Origin of the sequence: Escherichia sp. E2562 (assembly GCF_005781075.1) — a bacterium.
GTDB lineage: Bacteria > Pseudomonadota > Gammaproteobacteria > Enterobacterales > Enterobacteriaceae > Escherichia.
Map to the genome: position 1 here is coordinate 172,598 of NZ_VATM01000001.1, position 23,984 is coordinate 196,581.

The following is a 23,984-nucleotide window of genomic DNA, read 5'->3' on the forward strand; positions in this document are numbered from 1 at the left end:
TCCGTTAAATCGTCATGATCGTTATGGCTGTTTTGGGGCCAGGGCTGAGAGTTCGGCTCTGAGTTCTGCGCTTAATGCCGGGTCCAGCAGAATATTTTCCAGTTCTTTGCGGAAAGCCTGGTTATCCAGAAGATTTGCTTTTAAATCACGAAGTAAATTACGCATGGAAAGCATGGCCTTCAGCTGCGGTATTTGTCGGGAGACTTGTTCCGGGGAAAAATCCTTTATACTGCGGAATGTCAGTTTGATGCTGTCTTCGCTATCGTCATCAGCAAGCGTATTTTTAACGATAAGATTTACTTTTGGGGAATAATCAAAAAGGACTGCATCAAAGTTATTTTTGTTAAGATTAACTTTTTTACGTTCTGATAATGGCGCTGATTCCTGACCATTACTAAAATCACCCGCAATAAGTAACTTAAGGGGTAATTCCATTTTTTTGCTTGCGCCACCTGTATGCAGTTCTAATTTTAGATTAATACGGGCCTTCGGGATCTCCCGCTGGAAGCTGTCACTCATAGTTCCCTCACGTAATTCAGTTAAAGTCAAATTAATAACAATATTTCCTTAACCAGATACTAGGGCAATATCAATTTCAAAAAAACAATATAGATCAATAAATTGAGTATAAAAAACAATAAGAAATCTGCCAAAAAACAAAAATAACTTCAGACATATCAAGCAATTAAAAACGACTCTATACATGTTCTGAATTATATTTTCATTACGTAACTACATTATTTTTTATACCCTAACCCAGATTGTACAAAGTGCGAAATGTTGACTTATTATATAACAACATTCTTCATGGTCCTCAGGCGGCAGCCCTGAGTGTTTTTGCGATGTAATATCGAAGTAATTCGTTTGTATATAAAACCTATCACTAAAGTAAACCGTGAATATTCACCGTGCACTGGCATTTTCTCTTTGCACGCTCCAGCTTAAAGTCAAACCAGTTTCTATTAGGTTAAATACCGTAGAAAGAAGGTTTACTTATTAATATTTTTATTTAAGACAATCGGAATTTTGCATTTTTGCATCCAAAAGCCTCTTCAGGAATACTCTGATTAAGCATAAACATTGATGCAGCGCAGCAAATTATTTATTTTCACCACTTATATTCACATAGACATTGTAATTGCACAGTAAAAGTAGGTACTTATGCGTAATGGAGTATTTCGGATTAGTAAGTATTTGGTTGTTATTACTGCGATATCCTGTATGTATACCGGATTTGCATTTGCAACGAACGTCACATTGAACTCTGTCCAGGTAAAACATCTGAATAGTGTTATCAATCGTGAGGTAAAAGGGACGAATGACCGTAATTTTGTTAATAACAACTGGACTGAAGCTCAGCGCGTAGCCGAATTTATTTGCCGACCGCTCGCACTAAAAGAGCTGCAGAAGCAGTACCCCGACGTAGATAAGGTTATTTTCGATCAGGGAAAACATAATATGCAGCGACTGCTCTCACCTGCACTACTGACAGGCAATGGCCAGTACCGTAGGGGGATTAGCTGGACGCCGTTTCACTTCGAATGTCAACTGTCAGTAAAAACCGGGGAAGCAACAGGATTCAGGCTGACGAGAAACAGAGCCCTGACCATGGCTCCAGGGCCAGTTATTCTTTCTGAAGGAGCCAACCAGTGAAAAATATACTTACGGCATTTCTCATCATTATGTTGCCTGCTTTCTCTGTCACGGCAGCCAGTTTTGACTGTCGACTGGCCCGCAGTGCGGATGAAAAAGCGATTTGTGCATCGCGTACCCTCAATGACATGGATGTGGAGATGAGCGTTAAATACAAATTTCTCCATGGGCTTTACGCAATGGGTGCCGCCGGGGAACTAAAAGAATCACAGGCACAGTGGCTGACAGAACGACGCCGTTGTGGCAGTGACAAACCCTGCCTGAGAGAAATATACAGAAAGCGCTTAACAACGTTGAACCATCTTTATGACGCGATTAACAAACCACTCTGAATCCAGAGTGGGCTCGTTGGTTGTTGGAAGTGCCTTCATGCGAGGCACTTCCTTATCAGTGTGCACAGTTATTGGTTAGCGAATGATAATCCCCATCATTATTTTTTAATTTAACAATAGTTTCCACAGAAAATATATACGGTGATAAATGCGCCCCTGTTTGATTTAAAAACATATTTATCGCCATAAATAATCAATCGCAAAACTATCATGCTGGTCAATATTCACCGCAAAAAATTTGTTATTCTCTTCTGCTTTACAGGGGGGATTGTCAACCTGTTTATTATACTCAGTTTAAATAGTTAACCACAAAACATCATCGCCATTACTGACGTGTTTTATTTATTGATAACAGTGACATACGTTCTTTTTTTATAAGCAAACAATCAATCGCTAAATTGTGTTTCGCCTTAATAGTTAATCGCGAAACATTTTAATGATTGATAAAAATCCTAAATTCCTTGTTCATAATGTAGGGGTGTGTTAAATAGGTGGGCAAAATTTGGTTCCCCCTTCTCGCCTGTAATATTGCAGCATCTTCGCACTTCCACGAGACATTGCGACTTAATAAGAAGGTGATAAGCCCTACATAAGCACATGGGCTGACCATAGTTTTATATTCATTAAAACACTTTGTTATAACCAATTGATTTAATATCAATAATTTATTGTTGGTTCGGGTTTGTTGTGACTATGGCATTATTTCCGAGCAAAGGAGTTGATATGTCTGAAAGACATTTACCTGATGACCAGAGCAGTACTATCGATCCATATTTAATTACCTCGGTTTGCCAGACTCTGGCAGAACAAGGTGCTGCATTACAAAACTTGTCCAAACAGTTGGATTCCACTCAGTACCAGCGTGCTCTTGAATTGATAATTAATTGTAAAGGACACGTTATTCTTTCGGGAATGGGTAAATCAGGGCATGTTGGTCGAAAAATGTCTGCGACTCTGGCCTCTACGGGTACGCCGAGTTTCTTTATTCATCCCGCAGAAGCTTTCCATGGCGATCTGGGCATGATTACGCCTTACGATCTTCTGATCCTTATTTCTGCCAGCGGTGAAACAGACGAAATCCTGAAGCTCGTCCCGTCACTGAAGAATTTCGGCAACCGAATTATCGCCATTACCAATAATGGAAATTCCACGCTGGCGAAAAATGCCGATGCCGTGCTGGAACTCCACATGGCGAATGAAACCTGCCCGAATAATCTTGCACCAACAACGTCTACCACGCTGACCATGGCGATCGGCGATGCGTTGGCGATTGCCATGATCCACCAACGCAAATTTATGCCGAATGATTTTGCACGCTATCACCCGGGCGGTTCATTAGGCCGTCGCCTGCTGACCCGCGTTGCGGATGTCATGCAGCATGATGTCCCTTCGGTTCATCTGGATGCGCCCTTTAAAACGGTGATTCAACGTATCACCAGCGGTTGCCAGGGAATGGTGATGGTAGAAGACGCAGAAGGCGAGCTGGCGGGCATTATCACCGACGGTGACCTGCGTCGCTTTATGGAAAAAGAAGATTCTCTGACATCCGCCACGGCGGCGCAGATGATGACGCGTGAACCGCTGACGTTGCCAGAAGAAACCATGATCATCGAAGCGGAAGAAAAGATGCAAAAACACCGCGTCTCGACGTTATTGGTGACCAACAAGGCGAACAAAGTCACTGGTCTTGTGCGCATTTTCGACTAATTAAGCAACAGGGCGCGAGAGTTAAGTCTCTCATTGAATTTGCGCCCCACTGAAACTCTGATAATCGTTACATGTTGATAAAAGTGAAGTCTGCCGTATCCTGGATGCGTGCTCGTTTGTCTGCCATCTCACTGGCAGATATCCAAAAACACCTGGCGAAAATCATCATTCTGGCACCGATGGCAGTGCTGCTGATCTATCTGGCTATCTTCAGCCAGCCTCGCTATATGAGCGAATCGAAAGTTGCCATTAAACGCTCAGATGATTTAAACAGTGGCAGCTTAAATTTTGGTCTGCTATTGGGTGCCTCTAACCCGAGTTCCGCAGAGGATGCGTTATATCTGAAAGAGTACATCAACTCTCCAGATATGCTGGCAGCGTTAGATAAGCAACTGAATTTTCGCGAAGCGTTTAGCCACAGCGGGCTCGATTTTCTTAATCATCTTAGCAAGGATGAAACCGCAGAAGGCTTCCTGAAGTACTACAAGGACCGTATCAACGTCTCGTATGACGATAAAACCGGATTGCTCAATATTCAGACGCAGGGCTTTAGCCCGGAGTTTGCGCTTAAGTTTAACCAGACCGTGCTGAAAGAGTCAGAGCGCTTTATCAATGAGATGTCACATCGCATTGCGCGTGACCAGCTTGCCTTTGCGGAAACGGAAATGGAAAAGGCACGCCAGCGTCTGGACGCCAGCAAAGCGGAACTGCTCTCTTATCAGGACAACAACAACGTTCTGGATCCACAGGCACAAGCACAGGCTGCGAGCACGTTAGTGAATACGCTGATGGGCCAGAAGATCCAGATGGAAGCGGACCTGCGTAACTTGCTGACGTATCTGCGTGAGGACGCCCCGCAAGTTGTGAGTGCGCGTAATGCGATTCAGTCATTGCAGGCACAAATCGATGAAGAAAAAAGCAAAATCACAGCACCACAGGGTGACAAGCTAAACCGTATGGCGGTGGATTTTGAGGAAATCAAATCAAAAGTAGAGTTCAACACTGAGCTCTACAAACTGACGCTGACCTCCATTGAAAAGACCCGTGTAGAAGCGGCTCGTAAGCTCAAGGTGCTGTCTGTGATCAGTTCGCCACAGTTGCCGCAGGAATCCTCTTTTCCAAACATCCCTTATTTGATCGCCTGTTGGTTACTGGTGTGCTGCCTGCTGTTCGGCACCCTGAAACTGTTGCTGGCTGTTATTGAAGATCACCGAGATTAACGCTGTCGCTGAATGAGTTTGTGATGAAATTATTTAAATCAATTTTACTGATTGCCGCCTGTCACGCGGCGCAGGCCAGCGCGGCCATTGATATTAACGCTGACCCAAACCTGACAGGAGCCGCACCACTGCCCGGTATTCTGAGCGGACAAAAGTCGGATACGCAAAACATGAGCGGCTTCGACAATACCCCGCCGCCCGCACCGCCGGTGGTAATGAGCCGTATGTTTGGCGCTCAACTTTTCAACGGCACCAGCGCGGATAGCGGTGCGACGGTAGGATTCAACCCTGACTATATTCTTAATCCGGGCGATAGCATTCAGGTTCGCTTGTGGGGTGCGTTCACCTTTGATGGTGCGTTACAGGTTGATCCCAAAGGTAATATTTTCCTGCCGAACGTTGGTCCGGTGAAAGTTGCTGGCGTCAGTAATAGCCAGTTAAATACCCTGGTCACATCCAAAGTGAAGGAAGTGTACCAGTCCAACGTCAACGTCTACGCCTCCTTATTACAGGCGCAGCCAGTAAAAGTGTACGTGACTGGATTTGTGCGTAATCCTGGTCTGTATGGCGGTGTGACGTCTGATTCGTTACTCAATTATCTGATCAAGGCTGGCGGCGTTGATCCAGAGCGCGGAAGTTACGTTGATATTGTGGTCAAGCGCGGTAACCGCGTGCGCTCCAACGTCAACCTGTACGACTTCCTGCTGAACGGCAAACTGGGGCTTTCGCAGTTCGCCGATGGTGACACCATCATCGTCGGGCCGCGTCAGCATACTTTCAGCGTTCAGGGCGATGTCTTTAACAGCTACGACTTTGAGTTCCGCGAAAGCAGCATTCCCGTAACGGAAGCGTTGAGCTGGGCGCGCCCTAAGCCTGGCGCGACTCACATTACGATTATGCGTAAACAGGGACTGCAAAAACGTAGCGAATACTATCCGATAAGCTCAGCACCAGGCCGTATGTTGCAAAATGGCGATACCTTAATCGTCAGCACTGACCGCTATGCCGGCACCATTCAGGTGCGGGTTGAAGGCGCGCACTCTGGCGAACATGCCATGGTGCTGCCTTATGGTTCCACCATGCGTGCGGTTCTGGAAAAAGTCCGTCCGAACAGTATGTCGCAGATGAACGCGGTTCAGCTTTATCGCCCATCAGTGGCCCAGCGTCAGAAAGAGATGCTGAATCTCTCGCTGCAAAAGCTGGAGGAAGCATCACTTTCCGCCCAGTCCTCCACCAAAGAAGAAGCCAGCCTGCGAATGCAGGAAGCGCAACTGATCAGCCGCTTTGTGGCGAAAGCGCGCACCGTGGTTCCGAAAGGTGAAGTGATCCTCAACGAGTCCAATATTGATTCTGTTCTGCTTGAAGATGGCGACGTCATCAATATTCCGGAGAAAACATCGCTGGTTATGGTTCATGGCGAGGTGCTGTTCCCGAACGCGGTGAGCTGGCAGAAGGGAATGACCACCGAGGATTACATCGAGAAATGTGGCGGCCTGACGCAAAAATCGGGTAACGCCAGAATTATCGTCATTCGTCAGAACGGTGCGGCAGTGAACGCTGAAGATGTGGATTCACTCAAGCCTGGCGATGAAATTATGGTTCTGCCGAAATATGAATCGAAAAACATTGAAGTTACCCGTGGTATTTCCACCATCCTCTATCAGCTGGCGGTGGGTGCAAAAGTGATTCTGTCTTTGTAAGGAATTGAGATGAGCAAAGCAGTTATTGTCATTCCGGCCCGCTACGGCTCCTCGCGCCTGCCGGGTAAGCCACTGCTCGATATTGTTGGCAAACCGATGATCCAGCACGTTTACGAGCGTGCGTTACAGGTGGCGGGCGTCGCAGAAGTTTGGGTGGCAACAGACGACCCGCGCGTTGAACAGGCCGTGCAGGCGTTTGGCGGGAAAGCCATCATGACGCGCAACGATCATGAATCCGGCACCGATCGGCTGGTCGAGGTAATGCATACGGTGGAAGCAGATATCTACATTAACCTGCAGGGCGATGAACCAATGATTCGTCCGCGGGATGTAGAAACGCTGTTACAAGGAATGCGTGATGACCCCGCGTTGCCAGTGGCAACGCTATGCCACGCGATTTCTGCCGAAGAAGCAACCGAGCCAAGCACGGTAAAAGTGGTGGTAAATACCCGCCAGGATGCACTTTATTTCAGCCGTTCGCCGATTCCGTATCCGCGTAATGCTGAAAAAGCGCGCTACCTGAAACACGTCGGTATTTACGCTTATCGTCGCGATGTGCTGCAAAACTACAGCCAGTTACCTGAGTCCATGCCGGAACAGGCGGAATCACTGGAGCAGCTACGGTTGATGAACGCGGGGATCAACATTCGCACATTTGAGGTTGCCGCAACCGGTCCGGGCGTCGACACCCCGGCATGCCTTGAAAAGGTGCGCGCTCTGATGGCGCAGGAACTGGCCGAAAACACATGATTGGCATTTACTCGCCTGGCATCTGGCGTATTCCGCATCTGGAGAAATTTCTGGCGCAACCGTGCCAGAAACTTTCTTTGCTGCGTCCTGTTCCGCAAAACGTCGATGCTATCGCCGTGTGGGGGCATCGCCCCAGCGCGGCGAAACCAGTCGCCATCGCCAAAGCCGCGGGAAAACCGGTCATCCGTCTGGAAGATGGATTTGTACGTTCGCTGGATCTTGGCGTCAATGGCGCACCGCCGCTTTCTCTGGTGGTGGATGATTGCGGCATTTACTACGATGCCAGCAAGCCTTCGGCACTGGAGAAACTGGTACAGGATAAAGCCGGAAATGCAGTTCTGATAAGCCAGGCCAGAGAAGCGATGCACACCATCGTGACCGGGGATTTGTCGAAATATAACCTGGCGCCTGCATTTGTGGCTGATGAGTCAGAACGTGCAGACATCGTTCTGGTTGTCGATCAGACATTTAATGATATGTCCGTGACGTATGGCAATGCTGGCCCGCATGAGTTTGCCGCCATGCTGGAAGCCGCGATGGCGGAAAATCCTCAAGCCGAAATTTGGGTGAAGGTGCATCCGGATGTCCTGGAAGGAAAAAAAACAGGTTATTTCGCTGATCTGCGCGCCACGCAACGAGTACGTTTGATTGCCGAGAATGTCAGCCCGCAGTCGCTGTTGCGACACGTTTCCCGGGTTTACGTCGTGACATCCCAATACGGCTTTGAAGCCTTACTGGCAGGAAAACCAGTAACATGTTTCGGCCAGCCCTGGTATGCAGGCTGGGGCTTAACCGACGATCGCCATCCGCAGTCCGCTTTGTTATCCGCCCGACGCGGTTCTGCCACGCTGGAAGAACTTTTTGCCGCAGCATACCTGCGTTACTGTCGCTATATCGACCCGCTCACGGGGGCCGCAAGCGATCTGTTTACCGTACTGCAATGGCTGCAATTACAGCGCAGCCATCAGCAGCAGCGTAATGGCTATTTATGGGCGCCAGGCTTAACGCTGTGGAAGTCGGCGATCCTGAAACCTTTCTTGCGTACCGCGACAAACCGACTGAGTTATTCACGTCGCTGTACTGCGGCCACCGCTTGCGTGGTATGGGGTGTAAAGGGAGAACAGCAATGGCAAGCCGAAGCGCAGCGAAAATCACTGCCGTTATGGCGAATGGAAGATGGTTTTCTGCGTTCATCCGGGCTTGGCTCTGACCTGTTGCCGCCGCTATCGCTGGTGCTGGATAAACGCGGGATCTACTATGACGCCACACGCCCCAGCGACCTGGAGGAGCTGCTTAATCACAGCCAGTTAACGCTGGCGCAGCAGATGCGAGCTGAGAAGTTGCAGCAACGCCTGGTTGAAAGCAAACTGAGCAAGTACAACCTGGGGGCCGATTTCTCTCTGCCTGCCGAGTCCAAAGGTAAAAAAATCATCCTGGTACCGGGTCAGGTAGAGGACGATGCATCTATTAAAACAGGCACTGTCTCGATTAAGAGCAACCTTGAGTTATTGCGCACAGTACGCGAGCGTAATCCGCACGCCTACATTATTTATAAACCGCACCCGGATGTACTGGTGGGAAATCGCAAGGGTGATATTCCGGCTAAATTGATCTCTGAACTTGCCAATTATCAGGCACTGGATGCAGATATTATTCAATGCATTCAGCGCGCAGATGAAGTGCACACCATGACATCATTGTCCGGGTTTGAAGCGTTATTACATGGCAAACAAGTTCATTGTTACGGCCTGCCCTTCTATGCCGGTTGGGGGTTAACCGTTGATGAACATCATTGCCCGCGCCGCGAGCACAGATTAACGCTAGCAGACTTGATCTATCAGGCGTTGATTGTTTATCCAACCTATATCCACCCAACACGACTACAACCTATTACGGTTGAAGAAGCTGCGGAATATTTAATCCAGACGCCGCGCAAGCCGATGTTTATTACCCGAAAAAAAGCGGGGCGGGTAATACGCTATTACCGCAAATTAATTATGTTCTGCAAGGTCAGATTTGGCTAAACAATTTCATAGTTGACTATTACTCAAATTATTTATGCAAGGCAACGCACTAACCATTTTATTATCGGGTAAAAAATATCTGCTTTTGCAGGGACCGATGGGACCTTTTTTCAATGACGTCGCCGAATGGTTAGAGTCATTAGGCCGTAACGCTGTAAATGTTGTCTTCAATGGCGGGGATCGTTTTTACTGCCGCAATCGACAATACCTGGCTTACTACCAGACGCCGAAAGAGTTTCCCGGTTGGTTGCGAGATCTCAACCGACAATATGACTTTGACACCATCCTCTGCTTTGGTGACTGCCGCCCATTGCACAAAGAAGCAAAACGGTGGGCAACGTCGAAAGGGATCCGCTTTCTGGCATTTGAGGAAGGATATTTACGCCCGCAATTTATAACCGTTGAAGAAGGCGGAGTGAACGCATATTCATCGCTACCGCGCGATCCAGATTTTTATCGTAAGTTGCCAGATATGCCTGCGCCGCACGTTGAGAATTTAAAACCTTCAACGATGAAACGTATAGGCCATGCGATGTGGTATTACCTGATGGGCTGGCATTACCGTCATGAGTTCCCTCGCTACCGCCACCACAAATCGTTTTCCCCCTGGTATGAGGCACGTTGCTGGGTTCGTGCGTACTGGCGCAAGCAACTTTACAAGGTAACACAGCGTAAGGTATTGCCGAGGTTAATGAATGAGCTGGACCAACGTTATTATCTTGCCGTTTTGCAAGTGTATAACGATAGCCAGATTCGTAACCACAGCAATTATAACGATGTGCGTGACTATATTAATGAAGTCATGTACTCATTTTCGCGTAAAGCGCCGAAAGAAAGTTATTTGGTGATCAAACATCATCCGATGGATCGTGGTCACAGACTCTATCGACCATTAATTAAGCGGTTGAGTAAGGAATATGGCTTAGGTGAGCGAGTCATATACGTGCACGATCTCCCGATGCCGGAACTATTACGCCACGCAAAAGCGGTGGTGACGATTAACAGTACGGCGGGGATCTCTGCACTGATTCATAACAAACCACTCAAGGTGATGGGCAATGCCCTGTACGACATCAAAGGCTTGACGTATCAAGGGCATTTGCACCAGTTCTGGCAGGCTGATTTTAAACCAGATATGAAACTGTTTAAGAAGTTTCGTGGGTATTTATTGGTTAAGACGCAGGTTAATGCGGTTTATTATGGGGGGAACACAACAAACCACCAACATAATATATATTAAATTTCAAGTCAATATTTTTTGAATTTTAAGTAGCCAAAAAATCATTTGCATCCTCTTCAAAGAAAAGTAACATAAAGGTAATAAAACATACTACTTTAAGATTTAATTTTACGGCTGGTACTGTAATAGAATATAAAATGTAGCTTTTATTACTCCCCCAAGAAAATCCTTTTATCGTGCAAAGAGGGAGATGTTATATCATCCGATAATATTTTAACATTATCAAAATTCTTTAAAATATCGAAATGGAGACGCAGCGTATTAATCCCTTTTTGGGATTTATCATTATTACACAACTTTATCATAAGAGGCGCTATTGAATAAGACTGACATCTTTTAGAAACTAAAGGTGCATATACCAAAGAAGATGATGTTAATCCAATTAAGTGTTTTATTTTTGCTTTTTTTATTACCGGTTCTATTAAAAAGTCTGGCTCTGTTATAAGAACTATGTCACGACAATTTGCCTTTTTTATTGCCTTTTGAATTGCATTAATATTTTTTTTAGGCTCTTTAGGGTGAGGTTTTATAAATATTCTTGCATTATCAGGCTTATCTATTCTAAGTAAGATAGAAATTAACGAATCCGCAAACAATGTATGTTCAATCAAATACTTTTGATTTGCATATATTATATCATCTCTAGTTATAGAATATTTATGGATAACATTATCTATTCTAGTTGATGATTTAACTGATGGAGCACCTTTAAACTCAACAAATTTTTGCGCATTAAATTTTTTCTTAAGCAAAATTGGATATGTACCGTATACATTTTCAAATTTCAAATCTGGATAATGGAACAAGATAATTGAATTAATAATCTCTGAATAAAAATCAATATTTACTACTGGGTTTTCTTTTTCGGTTTTATAAGTCCCTGTCCCCTCTTCAATTAATGAACATCTTATATTATTTTTTTTGAACAAATATACGAAGATTGCATAATGTTGCGCATAGCTCATAAAATAAGCATCTTTAGCTTTTGAATTTAAAACTAAATAATTATATACGTTATAAAACCATATAACCTTTTTAAGTGAAAAAACATTTGGGAAAGTTGGAATAAATAGTACCTTGTATGAAGGAAATAATTTATTATTTATTTGTTCAACAATAATTCTTGGCATCTCAGTATTTTTTTCAGTTGCCAAAATAATAAGATAGTTACTTCTCTTGCTAAATTTTTGTACAAATGACTCAGCTTTTTTTAATTGCCCCAGATTACTAATTATAAAAATATTTTTACTTTTTATTTTTAACGGTGATAGTAGCTCTTCAGCCTTGTTTTTAGAATTAAAAAACCATGAGTCACGGAAAAACCCAATTGGATTTACAAATAATTTCCTCAACTTCTTTAAACTAGCATCAAATATCATCTTTCTTATACCTTAATAAAACCTTATGGATTTTTTTCAATGTTTTTATTTTTTTTGGCCCTAATGAGAAAAAGAAATTTAAAAAGATCAAAAACAATATAATCAATGTAGATCTTTTAATTCCAAAGGTCCTAACATTAACATTTGGAGGCATTTTTAAAATATCATTCAAAATCTTATTTTGAATATCCCTAGAGTAATAAAGGTTCTCCTCCATCCATTTTTTTTTAATACGTGGAATGTGTTTAAAATTAAACTTATTATAGTCAACAATAAGTCCAGATCTTGAAAAATAACATTGCCCATTGCAGGTATGATTAAATCCACTTATTAAATAAACCTTAATTTTATTAGCCAGACAATATATTGCGACCGAAGAAGATATTGTAATACAATATTCAACTTTAGAAACTAAAGAATCAATATTACCATCGCTAAATGTTATATTTTTCAAATCGAAGCGTTCAATGTATTCCTTAATATCAAAAACAATTGAGTCTGGTGATATAAGAGGATTTCGAGTTTTAAAAATAAAATTCATATGCGGATGTTTCTGAATTACTCTAATCAAAAAACGTGCATATTCTATCCTCTTTATTAGCGTCAAGGGCTCATTAACTTGATCAACGATAAGACAAGAATTCTCACTTTTTGCATTGATATTGACATTTTTAATCCATGGTGGACCAAAAAGAATTCCATTAAAAGGAACCCCTATTATTTTACAAATTTTTTTATACGTTTTAATATCTTTAGGGGAGTTAATAAGTAAATAGTGACTATTAGATTTTGAAATAAAAGCTTCTATCTGAGAAGTAAGGACAATGCCAGGAAAACAAGATATAATTATTGTATTTTTCGTTCTTACAGTATTAACAATTTCATGAAGGTCCTTCCCTCCTGTTGAACAAAAAATAAACTCAATATTAATAAAAGTGAAAAAATAAACAAAGTCATCAGGATAGAATACAACTATCTTTTCATCTAAATTTTTTTTTACAAACTCTTGTAGCGAATTATCTAGGCAGCAAAAAAATAAATCATATGAATCAACATCTATCTGCTCAAAAATATTTTTCAAAGCTAAAAAATGAGAATCATAACGAAAGACAAAACAAAGCACTTTTTTTCTAGTCATAACTGGTGGTACATTCCGGGATGTCATAAAAATCTTTGTAATCTTTATTTTCTGATTTAATAAAATCCTTAATAATTCTAACAGCATTAATTAAAGCATTTTCTTTAAAATAAGGATTACTAGATGACTGTACAAGACTAATAAATTTTTCATCTTGAGATATATTTATCCCTCTGACGATTGCATTTTTTTCAACGGGTACATCTATTACACTGGCTCCACGAACACGGCCTTTCTGCCTATCACCAATGTTAATCGTTGCAACTTTTAAAGATGGAACCTCAATTAAACCAGAGGAGGAGTTCCCAATTAGCCCACAAGAGTATTTAATCATTGCCAAATAATCTTCTGAACGAATAGAAATCAAATATCTGAACTTATACTCTTTGCAAAAATCTTTTACTTTCCTCTGAATTATATCAGAACCAGTGTCAGCGTTACTGCCAATAAAAATAAAGTCGTGAGTATTATTAAAAAAAGAAATCGCTGACAATAACTCATCTATTTGATCATTAACCGACTGCGTGGAAAGTGTTTCAGGATGGAATACTACAACAAAGTACCGTTTTAACAGTGAACCATATTTTAGTTCCAACTCCTGCTTATTTGGTAAATGCAATGAAAGAGCATTTTCTGCACCAAGAGAACCAATATTAAACACACTACCAGGCTTTTCACCTAGCTGAATTACTCGTTTTTTATACTCTTCTGTAGAAGTAAGATGGAGTTTACTCATTTTAGTAATTGAATGCCTAATAAACTCATCATAATTAGCTAATGTCTTTTCACCACCATGAATATGAATTAATGGAATATTATGCATTGATGCTGCGATAGCGACTGAAAATATTTCATATCTATCGCCTAAAACCATAACCGCATCATATGTGTTATTTGAAAAAAAATCACCAAACGAATTGAGGCAAACACTCATTGAATGGAGAATGTGAGTATGTGAAGTTGTATTGATATTTATATCCACAACCTTGATAATATTAAAATTATCTTGTTCTATAATATGTATTGTATTTCCATACGCATTATCACAATGCATTCCTGTAACTGCCAAATCAAGCTGTATTTCTGGAGTTTCTCTTAGCATTGTCAAAAGTCTCCGAACTATTCCATATTCAGCTCTAGATCCAGTTACGTATAATATTTTTTTCATTTAACAATCTCCGCTATTTCGTTTTCTAATACCGTATACCCATTACTATTAAAATGTAAGCCATCATAAGTATACATTTTATTTAGATTGCCATAAGAGTCTTTTAAAGCGTGATCCAAGCTAATAAACTTCGCAAAATCTACATTCTCTCGAAGATAAGAATTTAAATCATTAATTATTCTATTATCTCGATCAATACGCCCAAAAACAGGAGGAACCGACAATAAATAAATTTTTGATGCAGCATTTTTCTTCTTTATATACTGGCATGTTTTCTTCAAATACCACAATGTGTCTTCTTTTTTCCAATCACTAACAACTATATCATTAGTTCCAAAAAAGATGAAAACAAACTCTCCGAAATTAACAATCAGCTCTTTCTCAATAATATATTCATAGTACTCCTTCGAGTTTATACCAGCGATACCTAAGTTATTAACTTCTATATCATTTATTTTTTTTACGTCCCAATAATCAAACAGCGAGTGTCCAATTAAAGTTATATCACTTACACTATCAAATTCATTTCGTTTCTCATTGATTCTATTATGTATGTTTTGATGAAGTATTTTTTGTCTATTTTTTTTTTGCTGAATGGTAATTGCAAGTTCGAAATCCATTCTATCATCTATATCTAAAGAGCTTTCCTTATCCATAATATAAGCTAGTGAATAGCGACCAAAAAAATGCTTTGTATGAAGATAATGCTGCTTATTAGCTATAAATATAGCTCCATTCGGATGATATTCTACTATTGAGTTTCGATTATATTTACTATAATCAAGGTCAAAAAAAGACAGTGTCGAGTAATCATCTAATGGTCTAATTATTTGTGATGGCTTATTGCTTCTAGTAACAGAAACAACACATTGGTATTTTTCTAAAGTTTGATATAACTTTACAGCCTCAATAATATGGGTAGAATCTCTAAAGGGTGAAGTTGGTTGTAATAAAGCAAAGTTCTCATAATCAGTATATATACTTAACGCATGTTTTATAAATTCAAATGATGATGCTTTATCAGTTGCTAGTTCTTCCGGTCTCAGCAAAAAATCAGCACCATATGACTCTGCTATTGCTCCATACTGTTCGGAGTCAGTTGTCACAATTACTTTATCAAACATTTCTGACTGCAAGGCAGCTTCAATTGTATAAGCAAGAAGAGGTTTATCTATCAGCATCAAAGCATTTTTATTTCTCAACCCTTTAGATCCACTACGGGCTGGAATTATCGCAATAATTTTTGTTCTCATTATTCCCCCTGATTTTTGAATTCGCTATGAATTATTAATTCATCTGGAATAAAGTCTTGCTCTGCTATTTTACCCAATAAATTATACCACTCCATCGGACTGATACCATTACCAGGTCTTTTTGTTGTTATATTTTTTTCTGAAAAAACCTCACCTTTTTTTATCTCTGTTTTAGCTATAATAGACTTTCTTGCTACGATTTTATTCTTCCTTTCTGAAGCTGTAACCACTTTACTATTTGAACCTAAAGATTTTTCAACACACCTGACCCCAATACATAGATGTTTCAGTTCATCAGGTTCTATTGAGGCCAAATGATCTGGGCCAGACATAGATTTATCTAAAGTGAAATGTTTTTCAATAAAAGTTATTCCATAAGGCACCGCCGCAATAGCTGCATAAAACCCGCTAGAATGATCAGAGAAGCCTATGTTATTCTTAGGGAAGTGTTTTTTCAAATCATTAATAGCATTAAGATTTACATCCTCAAAGGGCGTTGGATATTCAGTATTGCAATGTAATATTGTAATATTATCAACCGGAACTTTATTACTTATAAAAATAGAAACAGACTGTTTTATCTCATTAATAGTTGCCATTCCTGTTGATATGATTATTTTCTTATCAGGGATCGGAAGCTTGGCTATTTTTTCAAGATACGGTAAATTCAATAACTCACCTGAAGGGATTTTCCATATTTTTTGTTTCAAAGATGCCAAAAAATCAATAGAGTCTTCATCAAAAGGGGTAGAAAAAACATCTAAATTTAAACTGACTGCATATTCCATTAGATGGAGATAATCGTCATACTTCATTTCAAGCTTTTTTGTCATTTCTAACTGAGATTCTAATTCTCCTGTGTTTTTTATTTGATACTCTGCCTTAGGTGCAATAGCTGAAATTAATTTATCAGCTTTAAATGTTTGGAATTTTACTGCATTAACACCGGCCTCTTTGGCTTTTAATATCATTTCTCTTGCAATATCAACACTACCATTATGGTTGCAACCAATTTCAGCAACGATATATATATTACTCATTCATTCCCCCTAATTAATCTTGTTGGAGTCCCAGCAACTACAACATTACTTGGTATATTTCTAATTACAACCGACCCAGACCCAATAATACTTTTTGACCCTAGCTTCAACTGGCCATTTACAACAGTACAGCTACCAACAAAAGTTTCTTCTCCGACAGAAACATCACCATTAAGTACAACATTAGTAGAGATATTGCTACAGCAGCCTATTTCATTACCATGTTCAATTAAACTCCTAGTATTTATTACAACGGCATCATGTATTCTAGTATCACGGTTAAGTATACACATTTTACCAATAAAAATTCCATCACCTAGTATAATATTTGGTGATAGAATAGCCGTTTTATCTATAATGTTAATTAAGCGTAGATTATGTTTTTTTATGATGTTTAAATAGTGCTTCCTAGTTGATGGTTTGCCTATCCCAATAAAATAATAATAATTATCCTTATTCTCGATATCTGCGATATCATTACCTAATATTGGATATGATTGATGATAACCACTTTTATATTTATCGATAAATCCTATTAACTCGTAATGTTTATGATTTAAGCTGTCAATTATAGATTTTGAAAAACCACCCGCACCAAATATTATTAACTTTTTACTCATGATATGTCTCAGTTAAATATTTCCAAGGCATAATATTGGAATGTAACCACTATAGGTCTTTTTTGTAATCAGCAATGGCTTCCGTAACATTTTTATAAAATTTACCTTGCCCCTCTTTGTTAAGATAAATAGCAACATCACAATACTCCTTTAAAGCTCGTTCACTATGTGACACCATTATTAAATGAGATTTTTCTCTTATTTTATCGAATATATCTGAACATTTCTTTTTAAACTTTGCGTCTCCAACAGCAGTGATTTCATCAATAAGATAATAGTCGAATTTAAAAGCCATGCTTAATCCAAAAGCTAACCTTGACCTCATGCCAGAAGAATAAGTTTTTATGGGCATATCGAAATATTTTCCGAGTTCGGAAAACTCTTCAACAAAATCAACCCTTTCATTTAACTCATCGCGTTTTGCATATAGTCGGGCAACAAATTTAACATTTTCACGCCCGGTTAAACTTCCTTGAAATCCACCAGCCAATCCAACGGGCCATGAAATTTTATGTTCTGTAATAATGTTCCCACTATCAGGACGATCTATACCACCAATTATCCGAAGTAAAGTTGATTTACCGGCTCCATTTTGACCAATCAGGGCAATGTTATAGCCTTTAGGAAAAATAATATTCAAATTTTTAAAAACATAATGCCGCCCAGTGGGCGTGCGATAAGACTTCGTCAAATTCTCAATCTTAATCATGATGTCAGCATTGCCTCTTCACGCGTTCGGTATAATGCCAGGCCGATGAACAGGGTGACCAGAGTAAACATTGCCACGTAGTTCAGACTCACACCTTCGCTGATATAGCCAGGCATAACTGCCTCGCGGCTTAACTCCACAACATGCACTAATGGGTTCCAGAGTAGATATGACCAGTATTGCTTTGGAATCGAGTGTAGAGGGAACATGATGCAGGAGATGAAATACAGCGGCTTAAGCAGTATCGGCAGGACCTTTTGCATTTCAGGAAAGGTTTTACCAACGACCATAAATATTAAGCCGACGCCACATGAAAGAATGATTAACAAACTCCAGGTGAGCACAAGTTGTAAAAAGTTTGTAATTTCGAAATATTCGCCTGTCATCCAGACGATAAGCATGAGCAAAATATAAACAGCAACGTAAATCAGTGTCTCAAGCAGTGCACGTGCAATGATCGTATCGATGGGTTTTACTGGTCGATAATTAAACAGCCCCTGGTTCGCTTCAATAGCACCAATAGAACGTTTGCTAATACTGCTAAAGATAAAAAAGGGAATCAGGCCATTAAGTAAAAACACCGGGAACGAGATGTCTGGCATAGTGCGGTGCATAACGTAACCCAACATTCCCAACAGTATCAGCAAATGCGCGGAGGGTTCAAGAATCGCCCACAAATACCCCAGACGAAACTTACCAAAGCGTGTTCGTATTTCTCGTAGAAATAATGCCTCTACGGTGACTTTCTGGACCTCAAATCCACTTCTTGCCATTTGATGATGTGATCCTAATCTCTTCAGGTACGCTACCGCCCTTGGCTTAACAGCTACCAATACACTGGAGGTAATACTTGTTTGTAATTGAATAAATTTAGTTCAGAAGGTTGGGCTATTTTTAATAGCTGCAAATAATTTCAGCAGAAATTATTTACACAGGGATAAATTGTTCTATTTCCATCTCATTTCTTCTAATCCATTCTTCAGGCATGAATGTATTCTGTCTTCTGATAACTTCAGAAAACTGGCCGTTTTAGAATGCAGAGTTAATTTCACGAGAAATTATTCTTACCTTTACTGTTAATTAGTAAACTATAATATCACCTATAAATTTTATACATAGCAGCACCTGTAATCTGCTTTACACCAGAACGCACGCGATTGATTACCAATAAATTGTTTGGCGAGAAACTATTTCCCTATTTAAAATTCACTCATGTACTTCTTATTTATATCTACAGCACCCTCTTCACAGCCATATTTGTGATTTATATCACATTTAAATGGTGTTATTTAAGTCGCATCAATAATCCCGGAAGTAATTATTTTCGTCGATTAAAATATACATCTTGATTATTTTGTGTGTTGATTTTAACCAATGTTACAACCAGTATCATCCCTCAGTAGATATACCTGAGCAGACTTTTCTTAAAATCGACGAATAGTTTCCGCGGAAATTATTTTGCTTTCCCAAAATTCCCTTTCTGATTATCTCCAGGAATTTTACTAATTTCCAGGCTACACAAAATACAGATCACACAAGAATTATCCTATATGTTTTGGCCTATCAATTGTTACTCAATGATTTATTACAACTATTAATAATCATAATGTGTCAAAACACTTAAGCAACTTTACAGTCTGAGAAAGGTGTCGATTCACAAGGACTACATAGTGAAAAACGAATTCCTACAGTATTGTCGAACATTCCGTGGCGGCCTGGAGGGAGATAATTCTTGCTACATCGGAACTCAGCCCGGTGAGCGGGTTTGACAGTTCCGCACTCACCATTGGGCTAAGGGTTATCAGGTGGGGTTAAGGAAATGGCAATACCTACCCCCGCCCAAACTCCAGTCGCTGCACGTTCACCATCCCAGGCTTCTCACCCGCACTGACATCAATTTGTGTCACCCGCAGCGCATATTTTTCGTTCAGCGTATTGAGCCAGTTCAGCAGGTCATTAAACACCACCGGTTCTATCCAGACCTGAATATTCTCCCCGCGCTCGGCTATCCGCTTGATGACCACGGAGTGCACGGAAGCACTGTCACTGATGACCCGCGATACCTGTGCAGGCGTTGTCGTGGCGGATTTTCGCGCCACAATAATATCCGGCGCGGCGCTCTTCATCCGGGAGTTCATCGCCACCAGCTGTTGCAACATCATCTCCTGTTGCTCAATCCGTTCGCTCAAAGGCTGCCAGATGAGGACGTAATATCCGGCGCTAAACAGGAACACTGCCGCTGCCAGTAACATGCCTTTTTCACGCGGCGAACGCCCTGCCAGGTGTTGTGCCAGCCAGTGTTCGCCACGGCTTAACTGGCGTTCACGCCATTGCTGAAAATAGTGAATAAATTTATCGCGTAACATGTTATTTCCTCCGCAACGTTACGCCGCCGGAAACCGCATCACCCTCTTTCTGTAACGCGTCCTGTTGCACAACATAATCTGCCGCCAGTGCGCTACGCAGTTTGTCGAAACTGGCAAAGTTCGCAGCCCGCAGCTGGAGGTGAAGCGTCTGCCGTTTTTGATCAAAGGTGAAACCACGCATCTCGATGTCGGAAAGTGACGCCGTTTTCAGGGTGCTGGCTATCGCTGACAACTCTGCGAGCAGATCGGTATCATCAGTCTGTGGGCGATATTTTTTCAGCGCCATCGTCACCTGAGAGCGTAAATTCACAATCCGCTTCTGCTCCGGGAACAGCGTTAAGAAATGCTTCTCCGCCTGGGCGCGGCTTTGCGCCACCTGCTCGCTGACGCTCCATAATGTCACGCCCCGTTCCACTGCCAGCGCAACCAGAATCAGCAATATCGGCAGAATCATCACCCGCCAGCGCGCCCACTGTTTTCGGTAGCTGACACGAGGCTGCCATGGCCCTGTTAGCAGGTTCCCTTCCGGTTCGCCATAAGTGGTAATGGCTGGCAGAGCCGTAACGGTCAGGCGTTCGGCGTCCGCGCCAGCCCATGCAGATAGCTCTTCCGGTGCAATACCGACCACGGTTAGCGAAAGCGGTAAATCCTGCTCATTGAGCTGGGCGCGGAACATGACCGGAGCCAGCGCCCGCCCGGCGCTCCATCCCCGGCATTCATCGATGCGGCAGATAACCCGTTGCGTATCGCCAGCCATAAACCCACAAGGAATAGACATCCAGTCCGGCGCGACGGTAGCGCGGGTGATGCCGTTTGCCTGCAACCACTGCGCAATGTTGCGCATATGCTGTTGGTGAATCACTGCCACGGTTGCCAGTTGCTGGTCGATTTTCAACGGGGCGAAATGCAGTTCGTCAATATCCTGGTTCAGCTCTTCTTCCAGTAAGGCGGGCAGAATAGTCGGTATCTGCTTGCGGGCAACATCAGGCAGTTCAACCTGCCAGACGCTGATCCATTCGCCGGGGATGTAGAGTCGAATCGCATCGGTTTGCAGCCATTGCTGAAGACGTTCGTCGGCAGCGTCAGGCCAGGTGCCGTGCTCCACGTCGGGTGTATGGCGCTGCCAACGGATGGGGTCGGAGGCGCAAAGCGGGAAAAAAATCTCAAGCATGGAACTCACTCACTTTCTCCTGTCTGATGCCAGAGAACAGAAAAGTGTTGTGGGCCCATGCGGACAATTAACGAATTCATCGTCAGTTCAATCTCATTCACGGTGATATCTGAACGCAGCCAGAAGTAATTGCTGTCCACGCTCAGGACGGTTTTTAGCTGTTTTTTAGTACGCTCATCGACGTCAGCAAGTAGCGGCTGTGCAAGAAACTGATCGACATCTTCCCAGCCCTTCGCCGGACGTTGTTGTAATAACGCCCGCGCCTGAACAGGACTTAACCACGGGTCAAACAGCGCCTCAAGAATCACACTTTGCGTGACGTCTAAGGTATTGATGTTGATTTGCTGGCGGGTCATCGGCAGCGCACAGACCAGCGGTTTCAGTTTTTGATAAAGCCCGGCGTCCATTCCCTGTACCACGCGCATTTCGCTGATATCGGCCAGCGGTTGATTCGCGGCGTAGAACGGCACCGAACGGGCGAGATACTCGCTGTCTTCACGGCCCAGACGCGTCTGCACGCTGCGGTCCTCGTCAATAAACTCCCACAGGCTTTCGGCTATCAGTTCGGCCCGATAAGCAGGCACATCGAGGCGCGAGATCAGGGCAATCAGTTGTTGTACCGCGATAGGACGCGACGCTGTCGTCGGCTGAGCGAGGGCATTCTGGTTAAAGCACGCCTGTGCGTCACGCAGAGTGACGGCGATTTGCCCCTGCGGCAGTGGGAAAAAACGAGGGCCAGAAGCCCACGGCTGTGCCAGATGCACGCGCTTTTCATTTTTCAGGCTCAGACTGAGTGCACTCAGCGCCAGGCTTTCTGCACTGGCGCTGTACCACAGCGCCTGCTGGTACTCCTGCTGGCTGCGCGTTCGCCCAAGTTGTTGCTGCATCCGCCCGGAAAGCGTGATGGTTACCAGCATCATAACCGCCAGCAATACCAGCACCACAACCAGTGCCATTCCGCGTTTTGGTGGTGAGGTGATCATGATAATTGCGGCCCGCGTAACAACCAGATGCGTTCAATCTCGCCCCATTGCGGCGAGTGCAGGGTCATGCGCACCGCCACTGGGATCGCCTGTACTGACGACCAGCTCTCCTGCCAGCGCGTGCCGTCGTAGAACTGCAAGCGGAGCGAATCCGCCGGAATCAACTTTTGCATTGTCGGCTTCACGCTGCCTGCGGCATCGGTCAGCGGCCAGGCTAACCGTTCGAGATAACCGTCATGAATGCGGTAACCGACGGTGAGCAGATTACTGCGTGGCAGACGCATCAACGGGTTAACCACACCGCCGCGCACAAAACGCATTCCTTCACTCTCAGACGCCAGCACGCCAGCGCCAGCCAGTAACGCTGGTTCACGCTGGCCCTGCTCGCCTCTTACCGGACGCGGCATCATTTGTGTCAGATCGTGGTTTAAAAAACTCATCGTTTGCTGCATGAGGTTTAGTTTTTGATCGTGTCCGCCGACGGCGCTATTCACGCGCGTGACGCCGTTTGTCACCTGCTGCGCCATCAGTGCCAGTGAGGCAAAAATGGCGATTGCCACCAGCATTTCCAGTAACGTGAAACCAGCGCGAGTCCCTCTCACTGTTGGCCTCCCACGGCGCTAAACCAGGCGCGTCGTGACTGAATCACCGGCGAAAAGTCTTCGTGACGGCTGACTTCAATATCCACCGCCTGAAGTAGCGCATTACCTGTATTCAGCGGGATCGTTCGCCAGTACCAGCGGCTTCCTGCCATATCGCTCTCGCCCTGATGTCTGACCGCCCGCTGCTCGCGGGTCATCAGGTAGAGCAGCGCGGTCTGGTTTTCAGCTACCCAGCCCGCTACCGTTTTTTCCTCAAGCACCTGCTGATTGTTCAGCGCGCCGCTGGCAATCTGTAACACTGCCGTGGCAGCCAGCGCAAAAATCGCCAGCGCGAGCATCACTTCCAGCAAGGTAAATCCGCGCTTCATGGCATCCTCTCATCACATTGATTGAGAGATAACGCACCATCGTGCGCCAGTTTCACCGCCCAGCAATCGTTTTGCGCCTTCTGGTAAAAGCGCAGCGTAAACGGCGCGGCGGGTTCAAAAGGCGAAAAACGGATCTGCGGCGTCTTCTTTTTCGCCTCTTTTTGCAGCTCCAGTTCAATATCGTGCAGTGTCAGGCGGCGACGTTGCAGCTCCAGCGCATACTCCTTCTGCCAGATATCACTTCCGGGTTGTAACAGCATCTGCACCTGTTTTGGCACCGTAACCTGTGCCGATAACCGGGTCGCAGAAACGGGCAGCCACTGCCCCTGACGACGCCGCATAAACTGGTAGCCAGGCGGGTCGATTAACACACCGAGTGTTTGCCCTTCGATCACTGCCCTGTCCTTAAACTGCGCAAAGCGAGTCAGAAAATCCTGCGCCGCTTTTTTCGCAGGCGGTTCAGAATCGGTCGCAAACGTCTGTACCACGCCCGCACTGGCAAGGCCGATAAGGAAAATCACCAGCATGATTTCCAGAAGTGTGAATCCGCGTTCAGGCACT

The 23,984-nt window shown here is 43.3% G+C and carries 23 protein-coding genes; 8 read left to right on the forward strand and 15 right to left on the reverse strand.

Annotated features, from left to right (window positions below; all coding sequences use genetic code 11):
- Nucleotides 1-21: 21 nt before the first annotated feature.
- Nucleotides 22-519 carry a type VI secretion system contractile sheath small subunit gene (gene tssB / locus FEK43_RS00780; protein ID WP_130207941.1) on the reverse strand — a complete coding sequence of 166 codons (498 nt, stop codon included), beginning with the start codon at nucleotides 517-519 and terminating at the stop codon, nucleotides 22-24.
- Nucleotides 520-1,161: 642 nt separating this feature from the next.
- Between tssB and FEK43_RS00785 the strand changes: the two genes are divergently transcribed.
- The 8 genes from FEK43_RS00785 to FEK43_RS00820 all read left to right on the forward strand — a co-directional run bounded on the left by FEK43_RS00785 (nucleotide 1,162) and on the right by FEK43_RS00820 (nucleotide 10,626).
- A complete protein-coding gene (locus FEK43_RS00785; RefSeq protein WP_131162482.1) occupies nucleotides 1,162-1,653 on the forward strand; it encodes a hypothetical protein in 492 nt (163 codons plus the stop codon).
- A 29-nt stretch (nucleotides 1,654-1,682) separates the two neighbouring features.
- A complete protein-coding gene (locus tag FEK43_RS00790; protein WP_240782951.1) occupies nucleotides 1,683-1,985 on the forward strand; it encodes a lysozyme inhibitor LprI family protein in 303 nt (100 codons plus the stop codon).
- 723 nt (nucleotides 1,986-2,708) lie between these two features.
- Entirely contained in the window at nucleotides 2,709-3,692 is a 984-nt protein-coding gene (locus FEK43_RS00795; protein WP_130258027.1) for a KpsF/GutQ family sugar-phosphate isomerase, read from the forward strand.
- Between the two features lie 71 nt (nucleotides 3,693-3,763).
- Entirely contained in the window at nucleotides 3,764-4,912 is a 1,149-nt protein-coding gene (locus FEK43_RS00800) for a capsule polysaccharide export inner-membrane protein KpsE (RefSeq protein ID WP_000905920.1), read from the forward strand.
- A 23-nt stretch (nucleotides 4,913-4,935) separates the two neighbouring features.
- Nucleotides 4,936-6,612: a polysaccharide biosynthesis/export family protein gene (locus tag FEK43_RS00805; protein WP_032226219.1), complete on the forward strand. Its 1,677-nt coding sequence runs from the start codon at nucleotides 4,936-4,938 to the stop codon at nucleotides 6,610-6,612.
- A gap of 9 nt (nucleotides 6,613-6,621) precedes the next feature.
- Nucleotides 6,622-7,362 (forward strand): 3-deoxy-manno-octulosonate cytidylyltransferase, encoded by a 741-nt coding sequence (gene kdsB / locus FEK43_RS00810; protein ID WP_135407814.1) that lies wholly within the window; start codon nucleotides 6,622-6,624, stop codon nucleotides 7,360-7,362.
- Nucleotides 7,359-9,386: a capsular polysaccharide biosynthesis protein gene (locus tag FEK43_RS00815; protein WP_135407816.1), complete on the forward strand. Its 2,028-nt coding sequence runs from the start codon at nucleotides 7,359-7,361 to the stop codon at nucleotides 9,384-9,386. Before kdsB ends, FEK43_RS00815 begins: the two co-directional genes overlap by 4 nt.
- Before the next feature lie 34 nt (nucleotides 9,387-9,420).
- Nucleotides 9,421-10,626 (forward strand): capsular biosynthesis protein, encoded by a 1,206-nt coding sequence (locus FEK43_RS00820; protein WP_135407819.1) that lies wholly within the window; start codon nucleotides 9,421-9,423, stop codon nucleotides 10,624-10,626.
- Between the two features lie 149 nt (nucleotides 10,627-10,775).
- Here FEK43_RS00820 and FEK43_RS00825 read toward each other — a convergent pair whose 3' ends face one another.
- The 14 genes from FEK43_RS00825 to gspH form a co-directional block, all read right to left on the reverse strand.
- On the reverse strand, nucleotides 10,776-12,005 hold the full coding sequence (locus FEK43_RS00825; RefSeq protein WP_138158397.1) for an alpha-2,8-polysialyltransferase family protein: 1,230 nt from the start codon (nucleotides 12,003-12,005) through the stop codon (nucleotides 10,776-10,778).
- Complete coding sequence (locus tag FEK43_RS00830; protein WP_138158399.1) at nucleotides 11,995-13,143, reverse strand: DUF6716 putative glycosyltransferase; 1,149 nt, start codon at nucleotides 13,141-13,143, stop codon at nucleotides 11,995-11,997. Before FEK43_RS00830 ends, FEK43_RS00825 begins: the two co-directional genes overlap by 11 nt.
- Complete coding sequence (gene neuC / locus FEK43_RS00835) at nucleotides 13,136-14,311, reverse strand: UDP-N-acetylglucosamine 2-epimerase (protein ID WP_138158401.1); 1,176 nt, start codon at nucleotides 14,309-14,311, stop codon at nucleotides 13,136-13,138. Before neuC ends, FEK43_RS00830 begins: the two co-directional genes overlap by 8 nt.
- Nucleotides 14,308-15,564, reverse strand: coding sequence for a GDSL-type esterase/lipase family protein (locus tag FEK43_RS00840; RefSeq protein ID WP_138158403.1), 1,257 nt, complete (start codon nucleotides 15,562-15,564; stop codon nucleotides 14,308-14,310). Before FEK43_RS00840 ends, neuC begins: the two co-directional genes overlap by 4 nt.
- Nucleotides 15,564-16,604: an N-acetylneuraminate synthase gene (neuB, locus tag FEK43_RS00845; RefSeq protein WP_138158405.1), complete on the reverse strand. Its 1,041-nt coding sequence runs from the start codon at nucleotides 16,602-16,604 to the stop codon at nucleotides 15,564-15,566. The genes FEK43_RS00840 and neuB overlap by 1 nt, the downstream gene beginning before the upstream one ends.
- Nucleotides 16,601-17,224, reverse strand: coding sequence for an acetyltransferase (locus FEK43_RS00850; protein WP_130218079.1), 624 nt, complete (start codon nucleotides 17,222-17,224; stop codon nucleotides 16,601-16,603). The genes neuB and FEK43_RS00850 overlap by 4 nt, the downstream gene beginning before the upstream one ends.
- Nucleotides 17,225-17,273: 49 nt before the next feature.
- Complete coding sequence (locus FEK43_RS00855) at nucleotides 17,274-17,933, reverse strand: ABC transporter ATP-binding protein (RefSeq protein ID WP_000590258.1); 660 nt, start codon at nucleotides 17,931-17,933, stop codon at nucleotides 17,274-17,276.
- Entirely contained in the window at nucleotides 17,930-18,706 is a 777-nt protein-coding gene (locus FEK43_RS00860) for an ABC transporter permease (protein WP_135407821.1), read from the reverse strand. The genes FEK43_RS00855 and FEK43_RS00860 overlap by 4 nt, the downstream gene beginning before the upstream one ends.
- A 1,056-nt stretch (nucleotides 18,707-19,762) precedes the next feature.
- Nucleotides 19,763-20,299, reverse strand: a complete 537-nt coding sequence (yghD, locus tag FEK43_RS00865; protein ID WP_135407823.1) for a GspM family type II secretion system protein YghD — start codon at nucleotides 20,297-20,299, stop codon at nucleotides 19,763-19,765.
- Nucleotide 20,300: 1 nt separating this feature from the next.
- Complete coding sequence (gene gspL, locus FEK43_RS00870) at nucleotides 20,301-21,479, reverse strand: type II secretion system protein GspL (RefSeq protein ID WP_135407825.1); 1,179 nt, start codon at nucleotides 21,477-21,479, stop codon at nucleotides 20,301-20,303.
- Entirely contained in the window at nucleotides 21,476-22,453 is a 978-nt protein-coding gene (gene gspK / locus FEK43_RS00875) for a type II secretion system minor pseudopilin GspK (RefSeq protein ID WP_135407827.1), read from the reverse strand. Before gspK ends, gspL begins: the two co-directional genes overlap by 4 nt.
- Entirely contained in the window at nucleotides 22,450-23,055 is a 606-nt protein-coding gene (gspJ, locus tag FEK43_RS00880; RefSeq protein WP_135407829.1) for a type II secretion system minor pseudopilin GspJ, read from the reverse strand. Before gspJ ends, gspK begins: the two co-directional genes overlap by 4 nt.
- Nucleotides 23,052-23,423 (reverse strand): type II secretion system minor pseudopilin GspI, encoded by a 372-nt coding sequence (gene gspI, locus FEK43_RS00885; RefSeq protein ID WP_135407832.1) that lies wholly within the window; start codon nucleotides 23,421-23,423, stop codon nucleotides 23,052-23,054. Before gspI ends, gspJ begins: the two co-directional genes overlap by 4 nt.
- Nucleotides 23,420-23,983, reverse strand: a complete 564-nt coding sequence (gspH, locus tag FEK43_RS00890; RefSeq protein WP_135407834.1) for a type II secretion system minor pseudopilin GspH — start codon at nucleotides 23,981-23,983, stop codon at nucleotides 23,420-23,422. The genes gspI and gspH overlap by 4 nt, the downstream gene beginning before the upstream one ends.
- Between the last annotated feature and the right edge of the window lies 1 nt (nucleotide 23,984).